At 71.6% G+C, this 23,069-nt stretch carries 18 protein-coding genes and 1 pseudogene; 8 read left to right on the top strand and 11 right to left on the bottom strand.

The window, feature by feature from the left end; all coding sequences use genetic code 11:
* Window positions 1–48: 48 nt before the first annotated feature.
* The gene (locus tag ACGFZN_RS17420) at window positions 49–1,317 is read left to right on the top strand and encodes an MFS transporter (protein WP_393859319.1); all 1,269 of its coding nucleotides are present in this window, start codon (window positions 49–51) and stop codon (window positions 1,315–1,317) included.
* Between the two features lie 58 nt (window positions 1,318–1,375).
* On the opposite strand, the gene folE is transcribed toward ACGFZN_RS17420, so the two are convergent.
* From folE to ACGFZN_RS17405, 3 genes are all read right to left on the bottom strand, one after another.
* The gene (gene folE, locus ACGFZN_RS17415; protein ID WP_393859446.1) at window positions 1,376–1,999 is read right to left on the bottom strand and encodes a GTP cyclohydrolase I FolE; all 624 of its coding nucleotides are present in this window, start codon (window positions 1,997–1,999) and stop codon (window positions 1,376–1,378) included.
* 34 nt (window positions 2,000–2,033) lie between these two features.
* On the bottom strand, window positions 2,034–2,489 hold the full coding sequence (locus tag ACGFZN_RS17410) for a hypothetical protein (RefSeq protein ID WP_393859318.1): 456 nt from the start codon (window positions 2,487–2,489) through the stop codon (window positions 2,034–2,036).
* Window positions 2,490–2,556: 67 nt separating this feature from the next.
* The gene (locus ACGFZN_RS17405; RefSeq protein WP_393859317.1) at window positions 2,557–3,105 is read right to left on the bottom strand and encodes a DUF2231 domain-containing protein; all 549 of its coding nucleotides are present in this window, start codon (window positions 3,103–3,105) and stop codon (window positions 2,557–2,559) included.
* A 140-nt stretch (window positions 3,106–3,245) separates the two neighbouring features.
* On the opposite strand from ACGFZN_RS17405, the gene ACGFZN_RS17400 reads away from it, so the two are divergent.
* Window positions 3,246–4,025: a helix-turn-helix transcriptional regulator gene (locus ACGFZN_RS17400; protein WP_393859316.1), complete on the top strand. Its 780-nt coding sequence runs from the start codon at window positions 3,246–3,248 to the stop codon at window positions 4,023–4,025.
* A 118-nt stretch (window positions 4,026–4,143) separates the two neighbouring features.
* Here ACGFZN_RS17400 and ACGFZN_RS17395 read toward each other — a convergent pair whose 3' ends face one another.
* Entirely contained in the window at window positions 4,144–4,620 is a 477-nt protein-coding gene (locus ACGFZN_RS17395) for a hypothetical protein (RefSeq protein WP_393859315.1), read from the bottom strand.
* 373 nt (window positions 4,621–4,993) lie between these two features.
* Between ACGFZN_RS17395 and ACGFZN_RS17390 the strand changes: the two genes are divergently transcribed.
* On the top strand, window positions 4,994–8,746 hold the full coding sequence (locus ACGFZN_RS17390) for a family 78 glycoside hydrolase catalytic domain (RefSeq protein ID WP_393859314.1): 3,753 nt from the start codon (window positions 4,994–4,996) through the stop codon (window positions 8,744–8,746).
* A 334-nt stretch (window positions 8,747–9,080) separates the two neighbouring features.
* Here the strand turns inward: ACGFZN_RS17390 and ACGFZN_RS17385 are convergent, their stop codons facing one another.
* Complete coding sequence (locus tag ACGFZN_RS17385; protein WP_393859313.1) at window positions 9,081–10,538, bottom strand: MFS transporter; 1,458 nt, start codon at window positions 10,536–10,538, stop codon at window positions 9,081–9,083.
* 248 nt (window positions 10,539–10,786) lie between these two features.
* Between ACGFZN_RS17385 and ACGFZN_RS17380 the strand changes: the two genes are divergently transcribed.
* On the top strand, window positions 10,787–11,686 hold the full coding sequence (locus ACGFZN_RS17380) for a helix-turn-helix transcriptional regulator (RefSeq protein ID WP_393859312.1): 900 nt from the start codon (window positions 10,787–10,789) through the stop codon (window positions 11,684–11,686).
* Between the two features lie 143 nt (window positions 11,687–11,829).
* On the opposite strand, the gene ACGFZN_RS17375 is transcribed toward ACGFZN_RS17380, so the two are convergent.
* The gene (locus ACGFZN_RS17375; protein WP_393859311.1) at window positions 11,830–12,381 is read right to left on the bottom strand and encodes a GNAT family N-acetyltransferase; all 552 of its coding nucleotides are present in this window, start codon (window positions 12,379–12,381) and stop codon (window positions 11,830–11,832) included.
* Window positions 12,382–12,429: 48 nt separating this feature from the next.
* Here ACGFZN_RS17375 and ACGFZN_RS17370 point away from each other — a divergent pair, with 48 nt between their 5' ends.
* The 3 genes from ACGFZN_RS17370 (at window position 12,430) to ACGFZN_RS17360 (ending at window position 16,480) form a co-directional block, all read left to right on the top strand.
* A complete protein-coding gene (locus ACGFZN_RS17370; protein ID WP_393859310.1) occupies window positions 12,430–13,089 on the top strand; it encodes a TetR/AcrR family transcriptional regulator in 660 nt (219 codons plus the stop codon).
* Between the two features lie 392 nt (window positions 13,090–13,481).
* Window positions 13,482–15,098, top strand: coding sequence for an SDR family oxidoreductase (locus ACGFZN_RS17365; protein WP_393859309.1), 1,617 nt, complete (start codon window positions 13,482–13,484; stop codon window positions 15,096–15,098).
* A gap of 5 nt (window positions 15,099–15,103) precedes the next feature.
* Window positions 15,104–16,480: a cryptochrome/photolyase family protein gene (locus ACGFZN_RS17360; RefSeq protein ID WP_393859308.1), complete on the top strand. Its 1,377-nt coding sequence runs from the start codon at window positions 15,104–15,106 to the stop codon at window positions 16,478–16,480.
* A gap of 835 nt (window positions 16,481–17,315) precedes the next feature.
* Here ACGFZN_RS17360 and ACGFZN_RS17355 read toward each other — a convergent pair.
* The 4 genes from ACGFZN_RS17355 to ACGFZN_RS17340 all read right to left on the bottom strand — a co-directional run bounded on the left by ACGFZN_RS17355 (window position 17,316) and on the right by ACGFZN_RS17340 (window position 21,079).
* Complete coding sequence (locus ACGFZN_RS17355) at window positions 17,316–17,471, bottom strand: DUF6131 family protein (protein ID WP_330342097.1); 156 nt, start codon at window positions 17,469–17,471, stop codon at window positions 17,316–17,318.
* A gap of 113 nt (window positions 17,472–17,584) precedes the next feature.
* Complete coding sequence (locus tag ACGFZN_RS17350) at window positions 17,585–19,510, bottom strand: lamin tail domain-containing protein (RefSeq protein ID WP_393859307.1); 1,926 nt, start codon at window positions 19,508–19,510, stop codon at window positions 17,585–17,587.
* A gap of 167 nt (window positions 19,511–19,677) precedes the next feature.
* Window positions 19,678–20,052: a VOC family protein gene (locus ACGFZN_RS17345; RefSeq protein ID WP_393859306.1), complete on the bottom strand. Its 375-nt coding sequence runs from the start codon at window positions 20,050–20,052 to the stop codon at window positions 19,678–19,680.
* 52 nt (window positions 20,053–20,104) lie between these two features.
* The gene (locus tag ACGFZN_RS17340) at window positions 20,105–21,079 is read right to left on the bottom strand and encodes a GlxA family transcriptional regulator (RefSeq protein WP_393859305.1); all 975 of its coding nucleotides are present in this window, start codon (window positions 21,077–21,079) and stop codon (window positions 20,105–20,107) included.
* A 138-nt stretch (window positions 21,080–21,217) separates the two neighbouring features.
* Here ACGFZN_RS17340 and ACGFZN_RS17335 point away from each other — a divergent pair, with 138 nt between their 5' ends.
* Window positions 21,218–21,856 (top strand): HD domain-containing protein, encoded by a 639-nt coding sequence (locus tag ACGFZN_RS17335; protein WP_393859304.1) that lies wholly within the window; start codon window positions 21,218–21,220, stop codon window positions 21,854–21,856.
* 4 nt (window positions 21,857–21,860) lie between these two features.
* Here the strand turns inward: ACGFZN_RS17335 and ACGFZN_RS17330 are convergent.
* A pseudogene (locus tag ACGFZN_RS17330) lies at window positions 21,861–22,626 on the bottom strand (alpha/beta fold hydrolase).
* Window positions 22,627–23,069: the final 443 nt, after the last annotated feature.

Here is a 23,069-nt window from a genome sequence, read left to right as displayed (position 1 = left end):
CCGCTCCACCCCATTCCCTCCCCGCAGCCGCTCCAAGGGGTACGCCACATGACATCAGCCGTCTCGCACAGCACCTCCGCCGCCACCGGAAGATCCGGCGCCGACGGGCGCAACGTCTGGACGGTGGTCCTGTGCTGGATCACCGTCATGCTCGAGGGGTACGACCTCGTCGTCCTCGGCGCCCTCATCCCGGTCCTGCTGAAGACCCGTCACCTCGGCATGACCGCCGGGGACGCGACCACCGTGGCCACGCTGTCGCTCGTCGGCGTCGCCATCGGCGCGGTCCTCGTCGGCCCGCTGGCGGACCGGCTCGGACGGCGCCTGCTGCTCATCGGCTCGGTCGTGCTGTTCTCGGTCTTCACCCTCCTGGTGCCGCTCGCCGGCTCCGTGACGATGTTCGCCGTGCTCCGGCTCATCGCCGGTCTGGGGCTGGGCGCCTGCATGCCGGTGTCGCTCACGATGATGTCCGAGCACATGCCGGCCCAGCGAAGGGCACGTGCCAGCACCCTGACCATGACCGGCTACCACACCGGCGCCGTGATCACCTCCCTGCTGGCCCTGCAGGTGACCTCGGACTGGCAGATCCTCTTCTACGTCCTCGGCGCCGCCGGACTCGTCATCGCGGTCGTCCAGTGGTTCCGGCTGCCGGAGTCGGAGGCGTTCGTACGGGCCAAGGAGGAACGCGCCTCCTCTCGCGTCCCGTTCACCGAACTGCTCAAGCCGGCCTACCTCCGCGCCGGCATCGGCATCTGGGTCGCCTCGTTCATGGGCCTGCTGCTGGTCTACGGCCTCAACACCTGGCTGCCCAAGCTGATGAACGACGCCGGTTACCCCGTCCCCACGGCGGTCACACAGCTCCTCGTGCTCAACGTGGGCGGCGTGGCCGGGCTGGTTCTGGGCGGCTTCGTCGCCGACCGGCGCGGCATCAAGCCGGCCGCGCTCGGCTGGTTCGCGGCGTCGGTCGCGATGCTGGCCTGCCTCAGCATCAGGATGCACAGCGACCTGCTGCTGAACGTCGTGGTCTTCTTCACCGGCGTGTTCGTCTTCTCGGCACAGGTGCTGGTGTACGCGTACGTCACCCAGTACTACCCGGCCGCCGTCCGCGGGACCGCGCTCGGCTCCGCGTCCGGCATCGGCCGCATCGGCTCCATCGTCGGGCCGTCGATCACGGGTGCGCTCGTGACCGCCGGGATCGGCCACCCCTGGGGCTTCTACTTCTTCGCCGCCGTGGCCGTCCTCGGCTTCGCGGCCGTCCTCACCCTGCCGGGCCAGCCCGGCACAGGCCGGGAGGAGGCGCTGGAGCCCGCCACCGCCTGAGACAGCGGCACGCCCACGGACGAGACCCGGCAGCCTGAGCCGCGCCGTGCGACCCCGATCATGTGGCCGCACCGGTCAGGGCGAGGAATTCGCTGCGGGAGCGGGCGTCGGAGCGCAGCAGGCCGAGCAGGGTCGAGGTCATGGTGCTGGACCCGGTCGCCTGCACACCGCGCAGCGTCATGCAGGCGTGTTCGGCCTCGATGACCACGCCCACGCCCTTGGGCTCCAGATGGCTCTGGAGCCAATCGGCGACTTGCTTGGTCAGGCGCTCCTGGACCTGCGGGCGGCAGGCGAAGTGCTCGACGACACGGGCCAGTTTGGACAGGCCCAGGATGCGGGCGCCGGGCAGGTAGCCGACGTGGGCGGTGCCGACGATGGGCAGCAGATGGTGCTCGCAGACGGTCCTGACCGGTATGCGGCGGGCCAGGACGAGTTCGTCGTAGGCCTCGTCGTTGGGGAAGGTGGTCAGGTCGAAGGGGCGCGGGCTGAACAGTTCGGCGTACGCGCGGGCCATGCGGCCGGGTGTGCCGCGCAGGCTCTCGGAGGCAGTGGAGATGCCGAGGGCGTTGAGGAACTGGCCGGCCGCGGCTTCCGCTGCGGCCAGGTCGATGCCGTCGAGTTCGTGGACCACCCGCAGGGCGGGCCGTGCCGGTGTTCCCGCTTCCTCGTCGTGGCGGTCCATGCGGGCGGTGGCGCGCTGGGGGCTGTCGGTCATGTCAGCTGCCCCCGACGCCCAGGGCGGTGAGCAGGACCAGGACGAGGGTGGCCACGGCGAGCAGGCCGTGGGCCACCACGACCGCCACCGGGAAGTGCCGTTCGGCGGGAACTGCGGCTTCTGCTCCCGGCGTTGCCGCGGCGGGTGTGGCGCCGGCGGTCGTGCGGTCGCGGTGGACGGGGATCCAGCGGGCCAGCATCACGAAGCCGAGCAGAGCCACCGGCAGCAGCAGGACGAACGCGGTCCAGGCCAGGGCGGTCGTGTCGGCCACGACGTAGATGATCCACACCACGAGCCCGACGGCGGCCAGGGCGAAGTGGCCGAAGACGACGGGAGCGGGCAGGCGGCTGGCGCCGGTCTGCTGTTGCCGGATGCCGCCGCGTTGGATCCAGGTGCCGAGCATGTAGAAGCCGCCGAGGGCGGTGACCACCCAGGCGATCAGTGCGGCGATGTCCATGGGAACTCCCGGGTGAGTGCGAGGTGAAGACGGCCGGAGGAGGCCGGCCGCCGTGGCGGGGGTGCGGTCATACCGGGGTGCGCGTGCTCCCGCGGCCGCCGTCGGACGTGTATCCCTCGGCCTGGGTGGTCTCGTCGGCGACGCGCACGCCGTAGCGGTAGGCGAGCTTGCCGCCGAGGAATCCCGAGACCGCGAGGGCCGCGATGCTGATCGCGGACAGGACGAGCCTGCCGATGCCGACACTTCCGCCGCCGGCGTAGTCGCCGTGCCGCCACAGGAAGTTGGCGATGTAGGCGGCGGTCACCAGCAGGTTCAGCGTCATGTGCACCAGGGCGGTGCGGAAGGCCGGGGTGCCGGCGGGGATGGCGAACAGGTCGAGGAAGCCGACCATGGCCGCCGGCAGCGCACCGATCACCCCGACCGCGATCAGCCATTCCGAGGACTGGGTCAGAAAGCCCGGGCGGTGCACGACGTGCGACGCGATGTCGAACACCAGGCTGGTCACCCAGGCACCGATCGGCACGGTCACCAGGATCGGGTGGAACGGGTGGCCGTACGGGCCGGCGAGCGAGGCGCTGACCGGGCGCTTCGCCTGAAGCAGTGACTCACGGGTCATCGCGACCTCCCCTCTGATTTCACCAACAGATATTGGTCTTATTCAGTGGAGGCGTCAAGCCGTGCAGCCCACCTGCGATGACGGAACTCTTGTGCCCATGCACATGGGGGTTACCGCGGACGGGGAGCTACCGTGGTCGTGTGGATCCCGACCCGACCGCGCAGGCCGACACGGCCGACAGCGCCATCGACTCCGTCAGCGTCCTCAGCGAGGACTCGCGCCGGCGCATGTTCGCCTTCATCCGCCGCGCCCGCCGCGCCGTCACCCGCGACGAGGCCGCGGCCAGCGTCGGCATCTCCCGGAAACTGGCCGCCTTCCACCTCGACAAGCTCGTCGACGCGGGCCTGCTGCGCGCGCGCTACGAGACCCCGGGCGGCATCCGCAAGGTCGGCAGACAGCCCAAGGTGTACGAGCCCACCGACGCCCAGATCACGGTGACCATCCCCGACCGGCGCCACGAACTCCTGGCCGGCCTGCTCCTGGACGCCGTGCTCACCGAGGGCGCCGACGAGAACGCCACGCAGGCAGCCCTGCGCACCGCCGAGCAGCGCGGCCGGCAGCTGGGCGAGGCCGCACGGGAGGAAACCCGCCCGGGCCGCCTGGGCCCCGAACGCGGGCTGACCGCCTGCGAACGCCTGCTGGAGCAGTACGGCTACGAACCCGTCCGGGACACCCCGACCCGGCTCCGGCTGCGCAACTGCCCCTTCCACCCCCTGGCCGCCAAGGCGCCCGACCTGGTGTGCGGCATGAACCACGCCTTCCTCTCCGGCTACCTCCACGGCCTCAAGGCCAACGCGCTCCAGGCCGTGCTGGTCCCCGAGCCCGGCGAGTGCTGCGTACGGCTGGGCCCGAGCGACCCCGGGCAGGACGACGAGACCACGGGCGCCGAATCCTCCGGGTCGTCCGGAGACCGGACCTGATCTTCCGCTCGGTCGCGACCCGATGCGCCAATTCATTCCCTGTCTCTGGCGAGGCGGTCACCACCGCCCGGATCCGGCTCCGGCTTCAGCTCCGGCTCCGCACGGGACGCTCGCTCTGCTACTCCAGCATGCGTTCCGCGTCGTCCGGAACCCACGGAAAAGGTACGTCGGGCCATCGTGCACCGGCCCACGCTGCGAGATCGACGGCGAGAACGGCATCGACGAAGACCTGCGGCGGTCGATAGCCGTGGGCGGTGACGTAGTGGGTGATCAGGAAGGGAGCCGCGTAAGCGATCCCGGGCGAGCCCGGGATGCGCAGTTCCCCGGTCCCCTCCGGGGCCCCTTCCTCAGGACACAGGTCGCACTCGTGCATCCCCAGACAGACGTTCATCCACTGGACCTCCTGAAGGGCCTTCAGCTTCTCCACGAACACCGCGGGGACCGCTCCCGTCGAGTACGGCGTGCCCGCCTCCAGCCATCCGACGTTCAGGCGGGTGTACGTGGGGCGGTACCAGAGCCCGTAGAAGCCCGACTCCCGGTCCGTGAACGAATCGTCGTCCAGGTACTCGTACTCGCTGAGATCCTCGTAGAACACCCGCACATCATCGCCCCAGCGCTTCACCGTGCGCCAGCGACCTTCCTCGCCTCCTGAACCACCTGCTCGGCCCTTCCGGCCACGGCAGCCACCTCACCCCGCGGCCGCGACAGCCGCCACGCCTGTCGTCCCGGACCGGCGATGCCGGACCCCGACGCCCGCCGGTCGAGCCCGGCTCCCCCAACAACTCCGCCTGCCACGGCCGTTGACGACTCTCACGGGCACCCCTACAGTACCCTCGACATGCCGAATTGAAACGTTTCAATCACCCTGCGTCAGGCCGGATCGGTCCGTCTCGTCGCGCCGCCGGTCCCAGCTCGCTCGCCCCCGCCCAGCCACCCCGCACGGGTGGCCAGAGAGAAGGAGTACGGCGTTGAGCAGTGACGGGAAGCACCACGAAGGTTCGGGTCAGCCCCATGAAGAGCAGCCGTCGCTCAGCAGGCGACGCTTTCTGAGCACCGGCTCGGGCGTCGCGGCCGGCGTGCTCGCCGCAGGCTCCGTGCTGTCGTCCCCCGGGGTCGCAGCGGCAGGATCTCGCACCGCCGCGGCCGGGCCCGTCGGCCTGTCGGACGCCCATTGGATCTGGTTCGCCGAGGGAAGTCCACGCGTCACCGCTCCCGCCGCCCACCGGTACTTCCGCAGGACCTTCAGCGTCCCGGCCGGCAGCGTCAGTGACGCCCAGTTCGTCGTCACCGGTGACGACACGGTGGACGTATGGCTGAACGGACAGCACCTGGCCGCGTCCGCGCGCACCGCGGACGCGTGGCGGCGCGCCCTCTACGTCGACCTGCGCCCCGCGCTCACCGGCGGGCGCAACACGATCGCGGTCGCCTGCAGGAACAACGGCGGTCCTGCCGGACTTCTGGGACGCGTCCACATCACGACGGACGGCGGCACGACCGACCTGGTCACGGACGGCAGTTGGCGCTCAGCGCAGTCGGCGCCCACCGGCTGGGAGGAGTCCTCGTTCGACGACGCGGGATGGCAGGCCGCCATGGACCTAGGCGCCTACGGAGTCTCCCCGTGGTATTCCGGCGTCGCCGCGCCGGACCTGTCGCCGGCGTCACCGCTGAGCGTCGCGGGCCTCACCGTCGAGCACCAGGTCACGCCGCTCGGGGTGGACGCGCCGAAGCCGCGGTTCGGCTGGACCCTCGACTCCGCGACGCCTCAGCAGCACCAGGCCGGCTATCAGATCCAGGTCTCCTCGACCGGTGCCGGTCGCGGGGATGTCTGGGACAGCGGCCGGATCGCCTCGGACCGGCAGGTCGACATCGCGTACGACGGCACCTCCCTGGAGAGCCTCACCCGCTACCAATGGCGGGTCCGCGTGTGGGACACCCAGGGACGGGCGAGCGCCTGGAGCGATCCGCAGTGGTTCGAGACCGGGCTGCTCGACCCGGCCGGCGAATGGCGCGGCGCCTTCATCGGCCAGGCCGCCGCACCGAACTTCGCGGGGGCGAGCTGGATCTGGTACCCCGAGGGCGATCCCGCGTCCTCGGCGCCGGCCGGCACCCGCTACTTCCGCCGTACGTTCACGCTCTCAGGTGCCCCGGCCGGCGCGGTACTGGCCGTCACCGGCGATGACACAGCCGACGTCTGGGTGAACGGCGTGCTGGTCAGCTCCTCGCCGAGAGTCGCCGACTCCTGGAAGACCGCCGCGCTCGTCGACCTCGCCCCGTACCTGACGTCAGGCGCCAACACCATCGCGGTGTCCTGCACGAACACCAGCGTCTCCCCTGCCGGGCTGCTCGCCAAGCTCGTCCTGCCCGGCGGTCAGGTCATCGACAGCGACACCTCCTGGAAGGCCTCCCAGTCGGGTCCTGCCGGTTGGCACACCGCCGGATTCGACGACAGCGACTGGTCCGCGGCGATGTCCGTCGCCGCGGCCGGCGGCGGCCCGTGGGGCGTCCAGGTGCGCGTGGTCACTCCCGCGCCCATGCTGCGCAAGCGGTTCACCGTCGCCAAGCCCGTGGCCTCCGCCCGGCTGCTGACGACCGCGCTGGGTCTGCACGAGACCCGCCTCAACGGCGCGAAGGTCGGCTCCGACGTCCTGGCCCCGGGCTGGACCGACTACGGCAAGCGCCTGCAGTACAAGGTCTTCGACGTCACCTCCCGGATCAAGCAGGGCGCCAACGCCCTCGCGGCCTGGGTCGGCAACGGCTGGTACAGCGGCAGCCTCGGCTTCGCCGGCAGCCGGCACTACGGCACCCAGCCCTGGTACTCCGCCCAGCTGGTGCTCACCTTCACCGACGGCACCTCGCAGACGATCGCCACCGACGGCAGCTGGAAGACCGGCACCGGCGCGATCAGGGCCGACGACCTGTACAACGGCGAGACGTACGACGCACGCCTGGACGTGCCCGGCTGGGACCGCGCGGACTTCGACGACTCCGCGTGGGCCGCCGTCACCGTCTCCTCGGTGTCCCCGCCCACGTTGGTGTCGCAGGTCGACGGCGGGGTCACCGTACAGGCGGAGTTCTCACCCGTGGCCGTCACGCAGCCGCAGCCCGGCGTGTGGATCCTGGACCTGGGCCAGAACTTCGCGGGCTGGAACCGGCTCTCGGTGACCGGGCCCGCCGGCACCACGATCACGATGCGGCACGGCGAGGTCCTCAACCCCGACGGCACGCTCTACACCACCAACCTGCGCACGGCCCAGGCCACCGACCGCTTCGTCCTCGCCGGCACCGGCTCCGCCGAGACCTACGAGCCCCGGTTCACCGTCCACGGCTATCGCTACGTCGAGCTCACCGGTCTGCCCTCCGGCGTGACCCCGACGAAGACCACCGTCACCGGGCGCGCCGCCTGGACCACGGCCGACCAGCTCGGCACCTTCACCACCTCGAGCGAACTGGTCAACCGGCTGCAGCACGACATCAGTTGGGGGCAGCGCAGCAACATGCTGTCCGTTCCCACGGACTGCCCGCAGCGCGACGAGCGTCTGGGCTGGACCGGGGACATCGCCGCCTTCTGCGCGACCTCCACGTTCAACCTGGACGTCCACCGGTTCCTGGCGAAGTTCGTCGACGACCTGGTCGACGACCAGCAGTCCGACGGAGCGTTCACCGACGTCGCCCCGAGCGTGATCAGCGGTTCCGGCACGGCCGGCTGGGGCGACGCGGGCGTCATCGTGCCGTACACCTTGTGGCAGCGTTTCGGTGATGTCCGGGTCGTGGACCGGCACTTCACCGCGTTCGCCGACTGGGTCGACTACCTGCGCGCCACCACCGGCAGCGACCTGATCCGCAACCAGCAGACGTACGGCGACTGGCTCAACGTGAACGACGAGACGCCCCATGACCTGATCTGCACCGCCTACTTCGCGTGGGCCGCGCGGCTGGTGGCACGGATGGCCGATGCCACGGACCGCACCGCGCAGGCCGCGTCCTACGGGCAGCTGGCCGATCAGGTCGCGACGGCCTTCGCCGGCCGGTACGTCGGGCCGGACGGTTCCGTCGGCAGCAACACCCAGACCGGATACGTACTGGCCCTGGCCTTCGGCCTGGTGCCCACCGCCCTCGTCCAGCGAGCCGCGGACAAGCTCGCCGCCAAGGTCGCGGCCGCCGGCGGGCATCTGACGGTCGGGTTCCTCGGCGTGGAGAACCTGCTGACCGTCCTTGCGGACAACGGGCACGCGGACGTCGCCTACCGGATTCTGCTGCAGACCGACTACCCCGGCTGGGGCTACATGATCAGCCGCGGCGCCACCACCGTCTGGGAGCGCTGGGACGGCATCCGCACCGACGGCTCCCTCCAGGACCCGGGCATGAACTCCTTCAACCACTACGGCCTCGGCTCCGTCGGCGACTTCCTGTACCGGCACGTCGCGGGCATCGGCCCGGCCGCTCCGGGCTACCGGACCCTGCTCGTCGCCCCGCAGCCGGGCGGGGGCCTCACCTCGGCTTCCGGCACCTACCGGACGCCGTACGGGACCGCCGGATGCAGTTGGTCCGTGTCAGCGGGCCAGTTGACGCTGGACGTCACCGTCCCCGCGAACGTCACCGCCACCGTGGTCGTGCCCACCTCCCGGCCCGGCTCCATCACGGCCCCCGCTCAGGCGGTCCCCTCCGGGACCGCCACGTACTGCCTCCCGGCGGGCAGGTACAGCTTCAGCGCAGCGGTGTGATGCCGTCGGACGGACGGCGATGAGGGCCCTCGCTCATGTGCGGCCCGCCGCTGACCGTCGCGGCGGTCCGGGCGTCCTCGCGACATGACCGACGCGCGGGTCGGGGGCCGGCGGCGGTCTGCGTTCGGCGACCATGCCGAGGGCGACGTCGAAGCTCTCGCACGTACGGTCGCCGGATGCGCGCCGCGTGGTTGGCGGTGACCCGGGTGCCGCCCGCATTGCGTCCCGGGCACCCGCGCCAGGTCCATGACCGGCTGGTGCGGTGGTCCGGCGGCCCGCCGGGCCACGGCCGTCCGGGCGGGCCTCGGCGGCCCGCCCGGTCCTCGTGCGACGCCTATCGCCGGGCGTCACTGCGGAGGAATGCGGCGCTGGTGAGCGCACCGAGGAGCACGAGGGCGGCGTTCACCGCGATCGCGGTCTTCAGCCCGCCGAGGACGGCCGAGGCGCCGGTGCCGGTCATCGCCGCGGTGGCGATGGCGCTCATGATCGGGGTGCCCATGGTGATGCCGATCTGCTGGGTCATGGTGGCGAGCCCGGTGGCCAAACCCTGTTCGCGGTCGGCGAGCCCGGAGGTGGCGGTGACCATGAAGCCGACGATGACGAGCATGTTCCCGACGCCGCCGGCGAAGGTGGCGACCAGCAGCAGCCCCATCCACCCGCGGTCGTCGCCGAGGCAGAGCAGCGCGGCCGTGAACACCGTCTGGAGCAGCCCGCCCGCGATCAGCGTGCTCTTGCTGCCGGCCTTCCCGATGACCTTCGGGGCGACGGATCCGCCGACGAGCGTGCCGAGGCCCAGCACGCCGAAGGACAGGCCCGCGGCCAGCGCCGAGAAGCCCAGGACCTCCTGGAGGTAGAGGGTGAGCAGGAAGACCAGGGAGGTCTCGGTGAGGAAGGCGATGAGACCGGCGAGGTTGCCCCAGGCCACCGACCGCTTGCCGAGCACGCCGAGCGGCACCAGGGGCGCCGCCACCTTGCGCTCGACGGCGTGGAAGACCAGGAGCAGCACGGCACCGGCGGCCAGGGGCAGCAGCGCATGGGGCGAGCCCCAGCCGTGTTCGCCGGCCTGCGTGAGGCCGAAGACGAGAGCGAGCAGGCCGAGCGTGACACTGACGGCGCCGGGCACGTCCAGCTTCGGGCGCTCGTCGGGCCGGGACTCCTCGACGACGGTCGGGGCGACGAGGAGGACGGCCAAGGCGACGGGCACGTTGATGAAGAACGCCCACCGCCACGACAGCAGGTCGGTGAGCAGACCGCCGAGGATGGCGCCGGTGGTGAATCCGGCGGACATCAGGGCGCCGTTGAGGCCGAGGGCCTTCTCCCGCAGCGGGCCCTCGGGGAAGGACGTGGTCAGCAGGGACAGGCCGGCCGGGGTCACCGCGGCGGTGGCCAGGCCCTGGAAGACGCGGGCCGTGATCAGCACCTCGGGGTTCTGCGCCAGGCCGCCCGCCAGCGAGGCCACGCCCAGCACCGCGAGGCCGCCGAGGAACAGCCGCCGGCGCCCGAACAGGTCGGCGACTCGGCCGAACAGCAGCGTGAAGCCGGCCGCGCACAGGGCGAACGCGGTGCCGATCCACTGCAGGTGCGCCAGGGAGAAGCCGAGGCCCTCGCCGATCACGGGCAGGGCGACGTTCAGGATGGAGAAGTCCACGGCCAGCGTGAACTGGGCCGCGAGCAGCAGCACCAGCACCAGCCGCAACCGGGGGGTGAGGACGGCCGGTGCCGTGCCGGCGACCGCAGCCGGCGCGCCGGCCGTACCTGCCGTGCCGGCGGTTTCCGCATCGGTGATGGACATGACGTCGGTATCCCTTTCTCTCGTGCGCGGGCGTCGTGCGCGCCGCTCGGAGAGAGACTCGTCCGCGCCGTGGAGGCCAGCCAGAACCCTGTCCGGCACAGCCCGCGCAAGGGTGGTCATCACGTGACCACCCTTGCCGCACCCAACGGCCGTGCTCCGCGGGCATCATGGACTCGGAGCCGCTCACGCGCGCGGGCACCGTCGCCCGGCGGTGGGGCGGCGGGGCACGTACGACGCGGGAGGCATCGATGGACGCTCCGTCAGAGCTGGGACACTTCCTCAGGTCCCGCCGTGCCGCACTCCGGCCCGAGGACGCCGGCATCACACCGCATCCGACCCGCCGCCGCGTCACCGGGCTGCGCAGGGAAGAGCTGGCCATGCTCGCCGGCGTCAGCATCACCCACTACACCCGTCTGGAACAGGGCCGTGCGACCGGCGCGTCGGACTCCGTGCTCGACGCGATCGCCCGCACGCTGCGGCTCACCGCGGACGAGACCGCGCACCTCAAGGACCTGGCCCGCCCCTCCGCCGGGTCCGCGTCCCGCCCGGCACCGTCACGGACGGAGCACGCGAGCGCCTCCGCACGCCAGTTGCTGGCCGCGATGACGGAGGTGCCGGCCCTGGTCCTGGACCGCCGCAACGACGTCCTCGCCTGGAACGCGCTGGGTCACGCGCTGCTCGCCGGGCACCTGCCGGCCGACAGCCCCGGCACCCCGGGCAGCCGCCCCAACCTGACGCGGATGCTCTTCCTGGACGAGCGGTACCGCGCGCTGTACCCCGACTGGAACGAGGAGGCGCAACTCGCCGTGGCCTCCTTGCGTCTGGTGGCCGGCCGCCACCCCGACGATCGCCGGCTGGCCGAGCTCGTCGGCCAACTCACCGTCCAGTGCGACGAGTTCGCGTCCCGCTGGGCCCGGCATCCGGTCCGTACCTGTACCTCGGGCGTGAAGCGGCTGCACCATCCGCTGGTGGGCGCGATGGACCTGAGCTTCGAGAACCTGGTCATCCCCGGCACGTCCGGACAGCGGCTGATCGCCTACACCGCCGAGCCCGGCTCGCCGTCCGAAGCAGCGCTGCGCCTGCTGGGCAGCGTGGCCGCCACCAAGGCCTCGACGGCCGGGAACGTCGCAGCGACCGCGCGTCACTGACGGCACGCGCCTGTGCCGCGGCCGATCCGGGCGCTCGCAGGACCGGGAGCGGCCCCGGCACCGCGTCCGGTCAGGGTCCGGCGCATGGGGTGCGAGCGGTTCGGGAGGGCCGGCGGCGGGCCGCCGGGCGGGTCACGGCCGGTTCACCGGTTCAGGGCGTGCCATTCGGGAGCGAGGACCGCCCAGAGCTGCTTGTCGTAGCGGACGCCGTCGTAGGGCCATGCCTCGCGGCGCACGCCTTCCAATCGCATGCCGAGCCGCTCGGCCACCGCCGCGCTGCGAGCGTTGTCGGCCCGGCAGTGCCACTCGGCCCGGTGCAGGCCCCGGGAGGTGAACGCCCAGTCGAGCAGGGCGCGGGACGCCTGTGTGACCAGCCCGTGTCCCTCGGCGGAGGGCTCCAGCCAGCAACCGAGCTCGCACACGCCGAGAGCGGCGTCGAAGTCGGTGAACATCACACCGCCGACCAGCACTCCGTCCCGCCGGATGCCGTACAGGCGGCCGCCGTCGTGGGCCTGCCGTTCCGCATACCGGAGCAGCGTCGCCCGCGCCCCGTCCACGTCGTCGGTGACGAACCCGGCGCCGACCCATGGACGGATGTGCTCGCGAGCCCGGTCCAGATGGCCGGCGAACTCTTCGGCGTGCCAGACCTCCAGCGGAGCCAGATGAGCACCGTGGCGCAAGGACAGCGAGAACATGACAGCCCCATTCACATAACGTTTGTTATGGCAATGTAGCGTGGTGCCATGCCACGCACCAAGGGGGATCACGAGGGCCGCCGGCGCGACGTCTCCGAAGCGGTGTGGCGGGTGATGGCCACGCGCGGCTTCGCCGGTCTCACCCTGCGCGCCGTCGCCACCGAACTCGGCGCGACCACCGGCCTGCTGACCCACTACTTCCCCACCAAGCGCGCCTTGCTGGAGCATGCCCTTGACCTGCTGGAGCAGCGCACCATGGCCCGCCCACGCCGGCAGACGGGCACGGGCCTGGCCGCCGTCAGGGACGCGCTGCTCGACATCCTGCCGCTGACCCCCGAGGCCACCGACAGCAACCGCATCTGGGTCTCCTCCTGGGACGCCGCCCTCTCCGATTCCGCCCTGAGCGCCGACTACGCCCGCAAGTACGCCCAGGGCCGCGACAGGCTGAGCCGGCGCGTGGCGGCAGCCCAGGAGCTCGGCGAGCTGCCCCCGGGCGACACCGCCGCCATCGCAGCTGCCGCACAGGCCTTCGTCCTCGGCCTGGTGGTGCAGGCACTGCTCGACCCGGCGGCGTTCCCGCCGCACCGGCAGATCGAGCTGCTGGACGCCTACCTGGCCGCACTCACCGCGCGCCCTGATCCCACCCCGACCACGGGACCCGGCCACGACGGGCCCTCCGAGTCGCGCGGCCCGCGGCAAGGGGCCTGAACCCGGGCAGGCGGTAGGGCGACGGCAAGCAGTGCCGGCAGACGGTGGCTCCCTGCCCGGGGGCGGTGCTGCGGCCGGTTCGGGGACAGGCCGCAGCACCTCCTCGGCCGGGCGGCCACCTGGAGGACGCGATGGACCCGGCACACACCTCCCGGTTGCCGGATCAGCGCGCCCCATGCTCCGCCGGGCGGGTGATCCGTCGCCGAGGCCCGGGTGCCGGCCGACCGGGTGACGGGCGGTGCCGGTACGAGGACCAGCGGTGCCGTACGAGATCGCGGCCGCGCTTGCCGGCCCAGTGCGGCTGGCATCCGGGAGCGGCGGTCGGCACCGTAGAGAGGAGTGCCGGGTGCTGTGAGCAGCCGGTGACGAGCGGGTCGTCGGCGGGAGCCACCATGAGCGACTACATCACACCGACGCGTAGCGGCCCGCCGGGCGACGGTCTGACGTGCCTGGTGACCGGTGCCACGGGCTACATCGGCGGCCGGCTGGTGCCGGAGCTGCTCGACGCCGGGCACCGGGTGCGCTGCCTGGCCCGCACCCCGGGCAAGCTGCGTGACCATCCGTGGGCCGGCCGGGTGGAGATCGTGCGGGGCGACGTCACCGATCCCGGGTCGGTGGCACGGGCGATGGACGGCGTGGACGTGGCCTACTACCTGGTGCACGCGCTCGGCACCGGCCGCGGATTCGAGGACACCGACCGCGAGGCGGCCCGGGTCTTCGGCGCACAGGCCCGCCGGGCAGGCGTCGGCCGGCTCGTCTACCTGGGCGGCCTGACGCCCCGGTCGGTCCCCGAGCGGGAGCTGTCGCCCCACCTGCGCTCGCGTTCCGAGGTCGGCCGCATCCTGCTCGCCTCGGGCGTGCCGACGGCCGTGCTCCGCGCCGCCGTGATCATCGGCTCCGGCTCGGCGAGTTTCGAGATGCTGCGCTACCTGACCGAGCGGCTGCCGGTGATGGTCACCCCGCGCTGGGTGCGCACCCGGATCCAGCCCATCGCCGTACGGGACGTGCTCCGCCTGCTGACCGGCTGCGCCCGCCTGCCCAGCGAGGTGAACCGCGCCTTCGACATCGGCGGCCCGGAGGTGCTGACGTACCTCGACATGATGCGCCGCTACGCGTCCGTGGCCGGGCTGCCCCGGCGGCTGATCATGCCCGTGCCCGTTCTCACGCCCGGCCTGTCCAGTCACTGGGTGGGTCTGGTCACCCCGGTCCCCGCCTCCATCGCCCGGCCCCTGACCGAGTCGCTGCGCCACGAGGTGGTGTGCCGGGAGAACGACATCGAACGGTATGTACCGAGCCCGCCGGGGCACCCGCTGGCGTTCGACCGCGCGGTCCGGCTGGCCCTGCAGCGGATCCGCGACGCCCAGGTGGCCACACGCTGGTCGTCGGCCTCCGTACCCGGCGCGCCCAGCGACCCGCTGCCCACCGACCCGGACTGGGCGGGCGGCAGCCTCTACACCGACGTGCGAGAACGCGACGCCGCTGTCGCGCGGGAGGCGTTGTGGGAGGTCATCGAGGGCATCGGCGGTGAGAACGGCTGGTACTCCTTCCCCCTGGCCTGGGCGGTGCGCGGCCGGCTGGACCGGCTCGTCGGCGGCGTGGGCCTGCGCAGGGGCCGCCGGGACGCCAGGCGTCTGAGGGCCGGCGACTCCCTGGACTTCTGGCGGGTGGAGGAGATCGAACACGGGCGGCTGCTGCGGCTGCGCGCCGAGATGCGGCTGCCCGGCCTGGCCTGGCTGGAGATGCGGGTGGACGACGGCGACGGCGGACCCGTCCGGTACCGGCAGCGGGCGCTGTTCCACCCGCACGGGCTGCTCGGCCACCTGTACTGGTGGAGCGTCTCGCCGTTCCACGCGGTCGTCTTCGGCGGCATGGCCCGCTCCATCGTCCGTGCCGCGGAGCGTGCGGCGCCGTCTCGGCGGGAGCGCGGTGGGAGTGCATCCGCCGGCGTGGCAGCGGCCGAAGAGCCGGGTGAACGCGCTGTTCCCCGACGCTCACCCGGAAGAAGCTGACACCCATGCACGTCTCGGTCGTCCTGTTCACCGCCGACCTGCGCCTGTACGACCACCCGCCGCTGCGCGCGGCCCTGGAGACGGCCGACGCCGTCGTTCCGCTGTTCGTGCGGGACCGTGCGATCGAGGCCGCCGGGTTCGCCGCGCCCAACCGCCGGGCCTTCCTCGACGACTGTCTGGCGGACCTGGACGCCTCGCTGCGCGAGCGGGGCGGACGGCTGGTGGTGCGCTCCGGCGATCTGGCGGAGGAGGTGTGCCGGGTGGTGACCGAGGCGGACGCCGACGAGGTGCACATGTCGGCCGGGTACAGCGGTTTCGCCGCCCGCCGGGAGGAACGGCTGCGGTCCGCTCTGGAGCCGGCCGGCCGCCGGCTGTTCGTGCACGACGCCGTCACCGCGGCCGTACCGCCCGGCACGGTGACCCCCGCCGCCTCCGACCACTTCGCCGTCTTCACCCCCTACTACCGGCGCTGGGCGCAGGTGCCGCTGCGGCCGGCCGCGGGCGCGCCGCGCCGGGTGCCCGTCCCCGGCGAGGTGGGTGGCGAGCGGCTCCCGGCACACGGCGGGACCGGCGGGACGTCCCCGGCCCTGCCGCCGGGCGGGGAGAGCCGGGCCCGCGCACAGGTGGCCGCCTACTGGCGCCGCGGTCTGGAGGCCTACGACAGTCTCCGCGACGACCTGGCCGCGGACGCCACCTCCAGGCTCTCCGCCCACCTGCACTTCGGCACCCTGTCCCCGGTGGAGCTCGTGCACCGGGCCCGCCGGCACGGCGGAGCCGGTGCCGAGGCGTTCGTACGGCAGCTCGCCTGGCGCGACTTCGACCGCCAGCTCCTCGCCGCGCGGCCGGAGAGCGCCCACCGCGACTACCGCACGCGGCACGACCGGTGGCGCACCGAGCGCACCGCCGCCGGGGACATCGACGCCTGGCGGGAGGGCCGTACCGGTTACCCGGTCGTCGACGCGGCGATGCGGCAGCTGCGGGCGGAGGGGTGGATGCACAACCGGGCCCGGCTGCTCACCGCCTGCTTTCTGACCAAGACCCTCTACGTCGACTGGCGGATCGGCGCCGCCCACTTCCTGCACTGGCTGGTCGACGGCGACCTGGCCGACAACCAGCTCAACTGGCAGTGGATGGCCGGCACCGGCACCGACACCCGCCCCAACCGGGTACTCAACCCCGTCACACAGGGCCGGAAGTACGACCCGGAAGGCGTCTACGTTCGCCGATGGCTCCCCGAACTCGCCGAAGTGGAGGGACCGTTGGCGCACGAGCCGTGGAGACTCCCCGGCCGGGAGCGGGCCGCCCTGGACTATCCCGATCCGATCGTCACCCTCGCCGAGGGGCTGGACCGCTTCCGCCGGGCGCGCGGCAGACAGCCGTGAGGCGAAGACCTCGCGGGGCCGCCCGGTGCGCTGCGGCATGCTCGCGGTCGGCCGCCGGCCGACGGGCCGGGGACGGAGCCGTCGGCGCCGGACAGGCCGCTGAGCGCCCGGACCGCCTCCCGCAGGTTCGCGCACCGCGGGAAGGCGCCGGCCGTCCGGCGGTCCCACCCCGGGCCTGCCGGCAGGACGAGGCCGCTGCCGGGCGCCCGCCGGTCCCCACCGCAGGGCCGCGACGCGCAGGGCCGGCGGCGCCGACGCCGTCGAGCGGGTCTGCGACCGCAGCACCACGGCGCCCGGGCCGATGCGCCGGCCACAGGACAGCAGCGCCTCCTCCGGCACGGCGGCCGCACCCGGCATGCGTGTCGGCAACCCCGCGTCTCTCCAGCGCCCCCAGCGGCAGCGAGCGCAGCTCACCAGGCACTCAGGCCAGCAACACCGGCGCACCGCCGACGGCGTCCTCGCGGCGCGGCACCACCAGCGGGGCACAACGCCAGGTGCTGCACCTCGCCTACTGCGAGGACCTCACACAGCGCAGATCGCCCGGCTCAACGGCTGGCCACTCGGCACAGGCAACAACCACACTCGCCGACGTCTCGACCGCCTCCGCCGATGCCTGGCGGAAGAGGGGATCTTCGCCACCTGAGACCACCCGGCGCGGGAACCTCCTACTTCTCCTAGGAGAGCGAAGCGGCAGCGTGTCCGTGCCGGCTGCGGTGGAGCCGCGAACGGGCGGCGCCCGTCGTCGGCCAGGCGCGCGGTTGCGCTTCGCGCCTGGCCGGCGACGGGTGCGTGCTCGCCGCACCGGCCCGTGCGGCTCGGGCTTCCCTTCTGGCGGTCACCAATAGTGCCGACGGCCGGCGACCGCGTGGCCGACCGAGCCCAGGATCCACAGCACGATGCCGATCACGGCGAGGATGATGCCGATGGTCCACAGGATGGAGATGCCGGTGACGAAACCGATGACGAGCAAGATGATGCCGAGGACGATCACGGCTGCCTCCCGCTGCAGGTAGTACTACCATCCCTGTGCCCCTTAAGTAGGGTTTTATCCCCATTGGTGCGTAGCGCAGGAGGCATGAGCCCGCTGTCGTCCGTGGCCCCGGGTCAGCAGGGGAAGGTGCCGCTGTAGAGGGCGTGCCCGTAGGAGGAGCTGCCGGAGCCGAGGCCGTAGATGCCGTCGTCGCTCCAGACCGCTTCCCGGTAGCCGTCGACGCAGGTCGAGGTCGGCGCGATCGCGAAGCCCTCGAGGTTGTCGGTCGGCATGACGGCCGGGTTGGTGTAGGTCACGTCCGGAACGATCGCGCCGGCGGCGTTGATCTTCATGAGGGTGTGCGTCTCACCGCAGGTGTTGTCGCAGGTGGCGATGATGCGCTGGGTTCCGGCGTCGAACGACACGTCCATCACGGAGTCCTCTCCGGTGGCGATCGTGCCGAACGTGGTGAACGTGCCGTCGGAGTTCAGGCCGTAGGCGTGCAGCGTACCGTCCCACTCCAGACCTGCGAAGAACAGGCCCGAGCCGTGCAGCGGGTAGTTCGCCGGGTTGTAGCGGCCGCCGGTCAGCGGGTCGACCCAGCCGTTCGCGGTCAGCCAGCTGTCCGGTACGTAGCCGACGCCCTCGAATCCCAGGTTGGCGTCGTCCTTGCTGCCGGTGTCGAGCTGCGGGAACTGCGCGGTCATGTCCCACTGATGGACCGGCGTCAGCGTCGATCCGGTCGCGGCCGGGTCGAACTCCATGATCGTGTCCTTGGGGACCGTGTTGTCGGTGTTGTCGCGTTCGGAGGTCACGTAGATGTGGCCGTTGCCGCCGACCGTCAGCCCCTCGGAGTCCGGCTCGCCGGAGCCGCCGGCGAAGCGGAGCTGCTTGCCGGTCGCGCTCCACGACGGGTCCGGGATCCATTTGCCGTTGCTCTTGACCAGTTTGAACAGCCAGTCCTTGTTCTTGGCGGCCCACAGCACCGACGGGTTCGCCGGGTCGAAGGCCAGGCCGCTCAGGTCACGGCCCTCGGGCCCGGTGGACGTGGTGAACGCGCAGACGTCGTCGGCGATCGTGACGTCGGGGCCGCCCGGCCACGCCAGGGTGCCCGCCGGCGCGGAGCCCGTCCCCGTGGGCGCCTCGGGGGTGCAGCCGCTGGTGAGCGAGCCGCCGCCACCCAGCAGCCGGCCGGTCTGACCACTGCCGCCGCCGCTGCCCCCGCTGCCCGAGCAGGAGTTCGCGGTGCCGAGCGTCGCGGTCGTGGCGGTCTGGAACCAGCCGGTGCCGTTGCCGCAGCGCTGGTCCGACGGCTTGGCGCCGCCGGTGGCCCAGGTCACCGAGTCGATGGTGTTGCCGTTGCCGTCGAGGACGAAGACCGAGTCGTCGTCGCCGAGGCCGAGGGATGAGTTGAACGTGACATAGCCGCCCGCGGGGATGCTGGTGGCGCTCGGCGAGGACGACGAGACGGAGGCCGGGGAGTGAGTGGCGTCGTTGTCGACGTACTTCCACGACCCGATGCTGACCGCGCTCGTTCCGCCGTTGTACAGCTCCACGGTGTCTGCGCCGTCCGAGGTGACCTCGTTGATCCGCACACGGCTCGCCGCCGGCACGGACGACGGGCAGCCCGAGGTGTTCGAGGCGCCGAACGTGGTGGCGGCGGTCGTGGTCACCCACCCCCCGGTGCCGTCGCCGCCGCACCGTGCCATCGCCGGCTTCGCCTTGTCGGTGGCCCACTCGACGCGGTCGACCACCGTGCCATCGGAGGTGTAGATCACCAGCTTGTCCGCATCGCCCAGCCCCTTGGGCGAGTTGAAGGTGACGAAGCCGCCGGCCGGGATGGTGCCGGAGGACGGGCTGAACGTCTGCGGCGAGAAGGTGTCGTCGGACATCTTCCAGCCGCTGACGCTCACCGCGGCCGAGCCGGCGTTGTACAGCTCGACCGTGTCGTTGCCCGACGACGTGACCTCGTTGATCCGGACGTTCTGGTAACCGGCCGGGGTCGTGGCAGCCGCAGGCTGCGCGGCGAGGACCCCTGTGACGACCAGCCCGGAACACATCAGTGCCGCGGCACATACGGAGGCGACACCGGTACTCAAGCGTGAGATAGGCACGACGCCGAACTTTGATCACACGACCTTGAAACCGCGTGTCCCCCGCATGAACGCCACCCGCCGCCCAGCGGAACGCCGGCAGCGCATCCCGAGAGCGAGGGCGCAGCCGGACATCAGCGCGTGCTGATGCAGAAGGGATGCCCCGCGGGGTCGGTGAGGACCCGCGCCGTGTCGCCGTGAGGCTGGTGATCCGGTTTGCCCGCGCCCAGTTCCAGCAAGCGGGCCTCTGCTTCGTCCAGGTCGTCGTCCTCGGTCTTGAAGCAGAGGTGAAGCTGCTGGGGGACGTTCTGGCCTGGCCAGCTCGGGGCCCGGTAGTCGTCGACTCGCTGGAAGCCGATGAAGAGTCCGTGTTCGCCCAGGAGGCCGGCGAACTCGGCGTCCGACCTCGGGTGCGGTTCGAGGCCGGTGACCTGCTGGTAGAACGACGCCAGGGCCGGCGGGTCCGGGCAGTCGAGCGTGATCGCAACCAACTTCATCTGCAAGGACACGGAACCTCCGGGCCGGTCGGTGGGCTTCCGGCGAACGCCGGTGCGCTGCGGTCTACCCGCCGTCGTCGCGGCGTGCCGTGGCGAAGCGGCGCTGGTAGGCCGCGGGGCTGATCGACAGCTCCCTGGCGAACACTCTGCGCAGACTCTCGTAACTCGGGAAGCCGGCGAGGGCGGCCGCCTGAGTGGCGGTGTAGCCCTGGTCGAGGAGCGCTTTCGCCATGTCGAAGCGGATGGATTCGACGAAGCGCGCCGGGGTGGTGGACAGCTCGTCGCGGAAGAGCCGGGTGAGATGGCGCGGGCTCACGTTGAGGTGCCTGGCGAGCTCGCCGAGTGAGTGGTTTCCCGAGGGATCCGCCGTCACCAGGTCGGTGATCTTCCGCAGTGCCGGCGTGCGGGGCGGCGACCCCTGCAGCGGGGCGGAGAACTGCGACTGGCCCCCCGACCGCTGCAGGTAGACGACCAGGGCGCGGGCCACGTCGCGAGTGAGGTCGGGGCCGTGGTCCTCCTCCACCAGGGCCAGTGCCAGGTCGATGCCGGCGGTGACACCCGCCGAGGTGTAGATGGCGCCGTCCCGTACATAGATCGCGTCGGGTTCCACGCGGGTGCCCGGGCAGCGCGCGGCGAGCTGATCGGCGACCTTCCAGTGGGTGGTCGCACGCCTGCCGTCCAGCAGACCGGCGGCGCCGAGAATGAAGGCTCCGGTGCAGATCGAGGCGGTCCTCGTCGCCTGGCCGGACATGGTTCGAGCGGCCTGGGCCAGATCATGGGCGACGGGGGTACTCGGGTAGACGTCCGCGCCGGCCACAAGGAACGTGTGCGTGGCGGCCTCGGACGCGGCGTCGCCGTCGACCGAGATCCGGATCCCGTTCGACGCGACGACGTCGGCCCCGCCCGGTGACACCAGCTCGACGCGGTAGTGGGCGCCGAGCCGGTTCGCCTCGGCGAACACCTCGGCGGGCCCGGCGACGTCCAGCAGTTTGACCCCGTCGTACACCAGGATCACGACCCGATGGGTGTGGGAGCTCATCGTCACCTTTCTCGCCTGTCTGGATCCGGGTGGTCCACGGCCGGACCGAGGCGGCGCGGAAGGCCCGATGACCGGCACCGTGGAGGAACGCATCCGTCCAGTGCAGTATGAAAAAAGATACCGGAAGGATCCGACCTCATGACCGAAATCGTCGCAGGCATCCAGGTCCCCGACACCCCGGCGGCCGCCGAAGCCACCCGGCACATCCGGGAGACAACAAGTCCCCTTCTTTTCCACCACTCCCGGCGCGTGTACTTCTTCGGCGCGATCCATGCTCGCGAAGCCGGCCTGGAACCCGATCCCGAGCTGCTCTACCTGGCGGCGCTGTTCCACGATTCCGGCCTCTTGACGCCGTTTTCCGACAAGGAGCAGCGGTTCGAGATCGACGGCGCCGACCACGCACGGAAGTTCCTGCTCGGCCATGGTCTGTCGACGGCGGCCGCCGACACGGTATGGATGGCGATCGCGCTGCACACGACTCCTGAGATTCCGGGCCGGCTGGGTCCGGAGATCGCGACCACGAACTACGGGGTGCTGACCGATGTGATCGGCGTGGGCCTGGACAGGCTGGATCCCGGAGAGGTCGAGGAGATCACCGCCGTCCATCCGCGGGGCGACTTCAAGAACGAGTTCCTGCAGGCTTTCGTCGAAGGACTCAAAAACCGTCCCGACACCACCTACGGAACCGTGAACCAGGACGTTCTGGAGCACTTCATCCCAGGGTTCCGGCGCACGAGCATGGTGGACCGCGTCATGGATTCACCCTGGCCCGAGTGACCGGTCAGCCGCGCGCGAATTCAAGGAGGTCGGCGTCGAACCTCTCCGCGAACTCGGGAACCATCGACAACCCGTGCGGAGCACCGGAATACGCCTTGAAGGTCGCGTCCTCGACGAGCTGGGACGACTTGTTCGCGGACGCCACGATGGGAACGATCTGGTCGTCGTCGCCGTGAATGATCAGCGTCGGAACGTCGATTTCCTTGAGGTCCTCGGTGAGGTCCGCCTCGGAGAACGCCCTTGACGCAGTCGTAGGCGCCTTTGATACCCACCGACATGCTCCAGAGCCAGAACGCATCGCGGGTTCCCTGAGAAACGGTCCGTCAGGATGCCCTTTCGGATCTCGTCGAACACCTCGATCGGCAGCCCTTCCGGGTTCGCTTCCGTCTTCAGCATCAGCGGGGGTATCGCGCCGAGCAGGACGGCCTTGGCGACACGACTCGAGCCGTGCCGGCCGATATAGCGTGTGACCTCTCCCCCACCCGTCGAGTGTCCGACCGGGATGACGTCGGTGAGGTCGAGAGCCTCGATGACCGAGGCCAGGTCGTCAGCGTATGTGTCGAGGTCGTTGCCCTGCCACGGCTGGTCCGAGCGTCCGCCCCCGCGGCGGTCGGGGCCACGGCCCTGAAGCCGTTGTCGGCCACCAGTTTCAGTTGCCGATCCCACGCGTCCGCGGTCAGCGGCCGGCCGTGGGAGAAGACGACCGGCGGGCCCGATCCCCAGTCCTTTAAATAAATCCGAGTGCCGTCCACGGCGGTGGCAAAGGCCATGACTGCCTCTCTCGCACTTGTCGCGGCATACGCGTCGCATGGAATTCAGTGCCCGAGCCCGCACGGGAATACGCCCCACGGCCGGCAGCGGACGCGCAGGAAGAGGCCCACACCGGAAGGCGGCCGAGCAGCACGTCGTGCCTCACACGCTACTCGGAACGCCACCCGCGAGCGCGTCGGACCGACGACAGGGGCTGCTCCTATGAGGGCTCGGATGTTGTGGTCACAGGGTCTGCCGATCCTGGAGAGCAGTGCGAAGAGGTCTCCGTTCCCCGCGTCCGCGAAGAACAGCAGTGGATCGAACGGGATGTACAGGGCGGCGAGCTCGGTGTCCGCGCCAAGGTGCCGGTTCTCGGAAGCGATACGCTCGGCCGACCATAGGAGCCCGTCTCCGTACTCGTCCTCGATACCGTCGCTTTCTCGAATACAGCAGCGAGGTCCGT

Source organism: Streptomyces sp. NPDC048192 (assembly GCF_043202415.1).
In the GTDB taxonomy this organism is placed as follows: Bacteria; Actinomycetota; Actinomycetes; order Streptomycetales; family Streptomycetaceae; genus Streptomyces.
The sequence above is the reverse complement of the archived record's forward strand: the minus strand, read 5'-3'. Positions and strand labels throughout refer to the sequence as shown.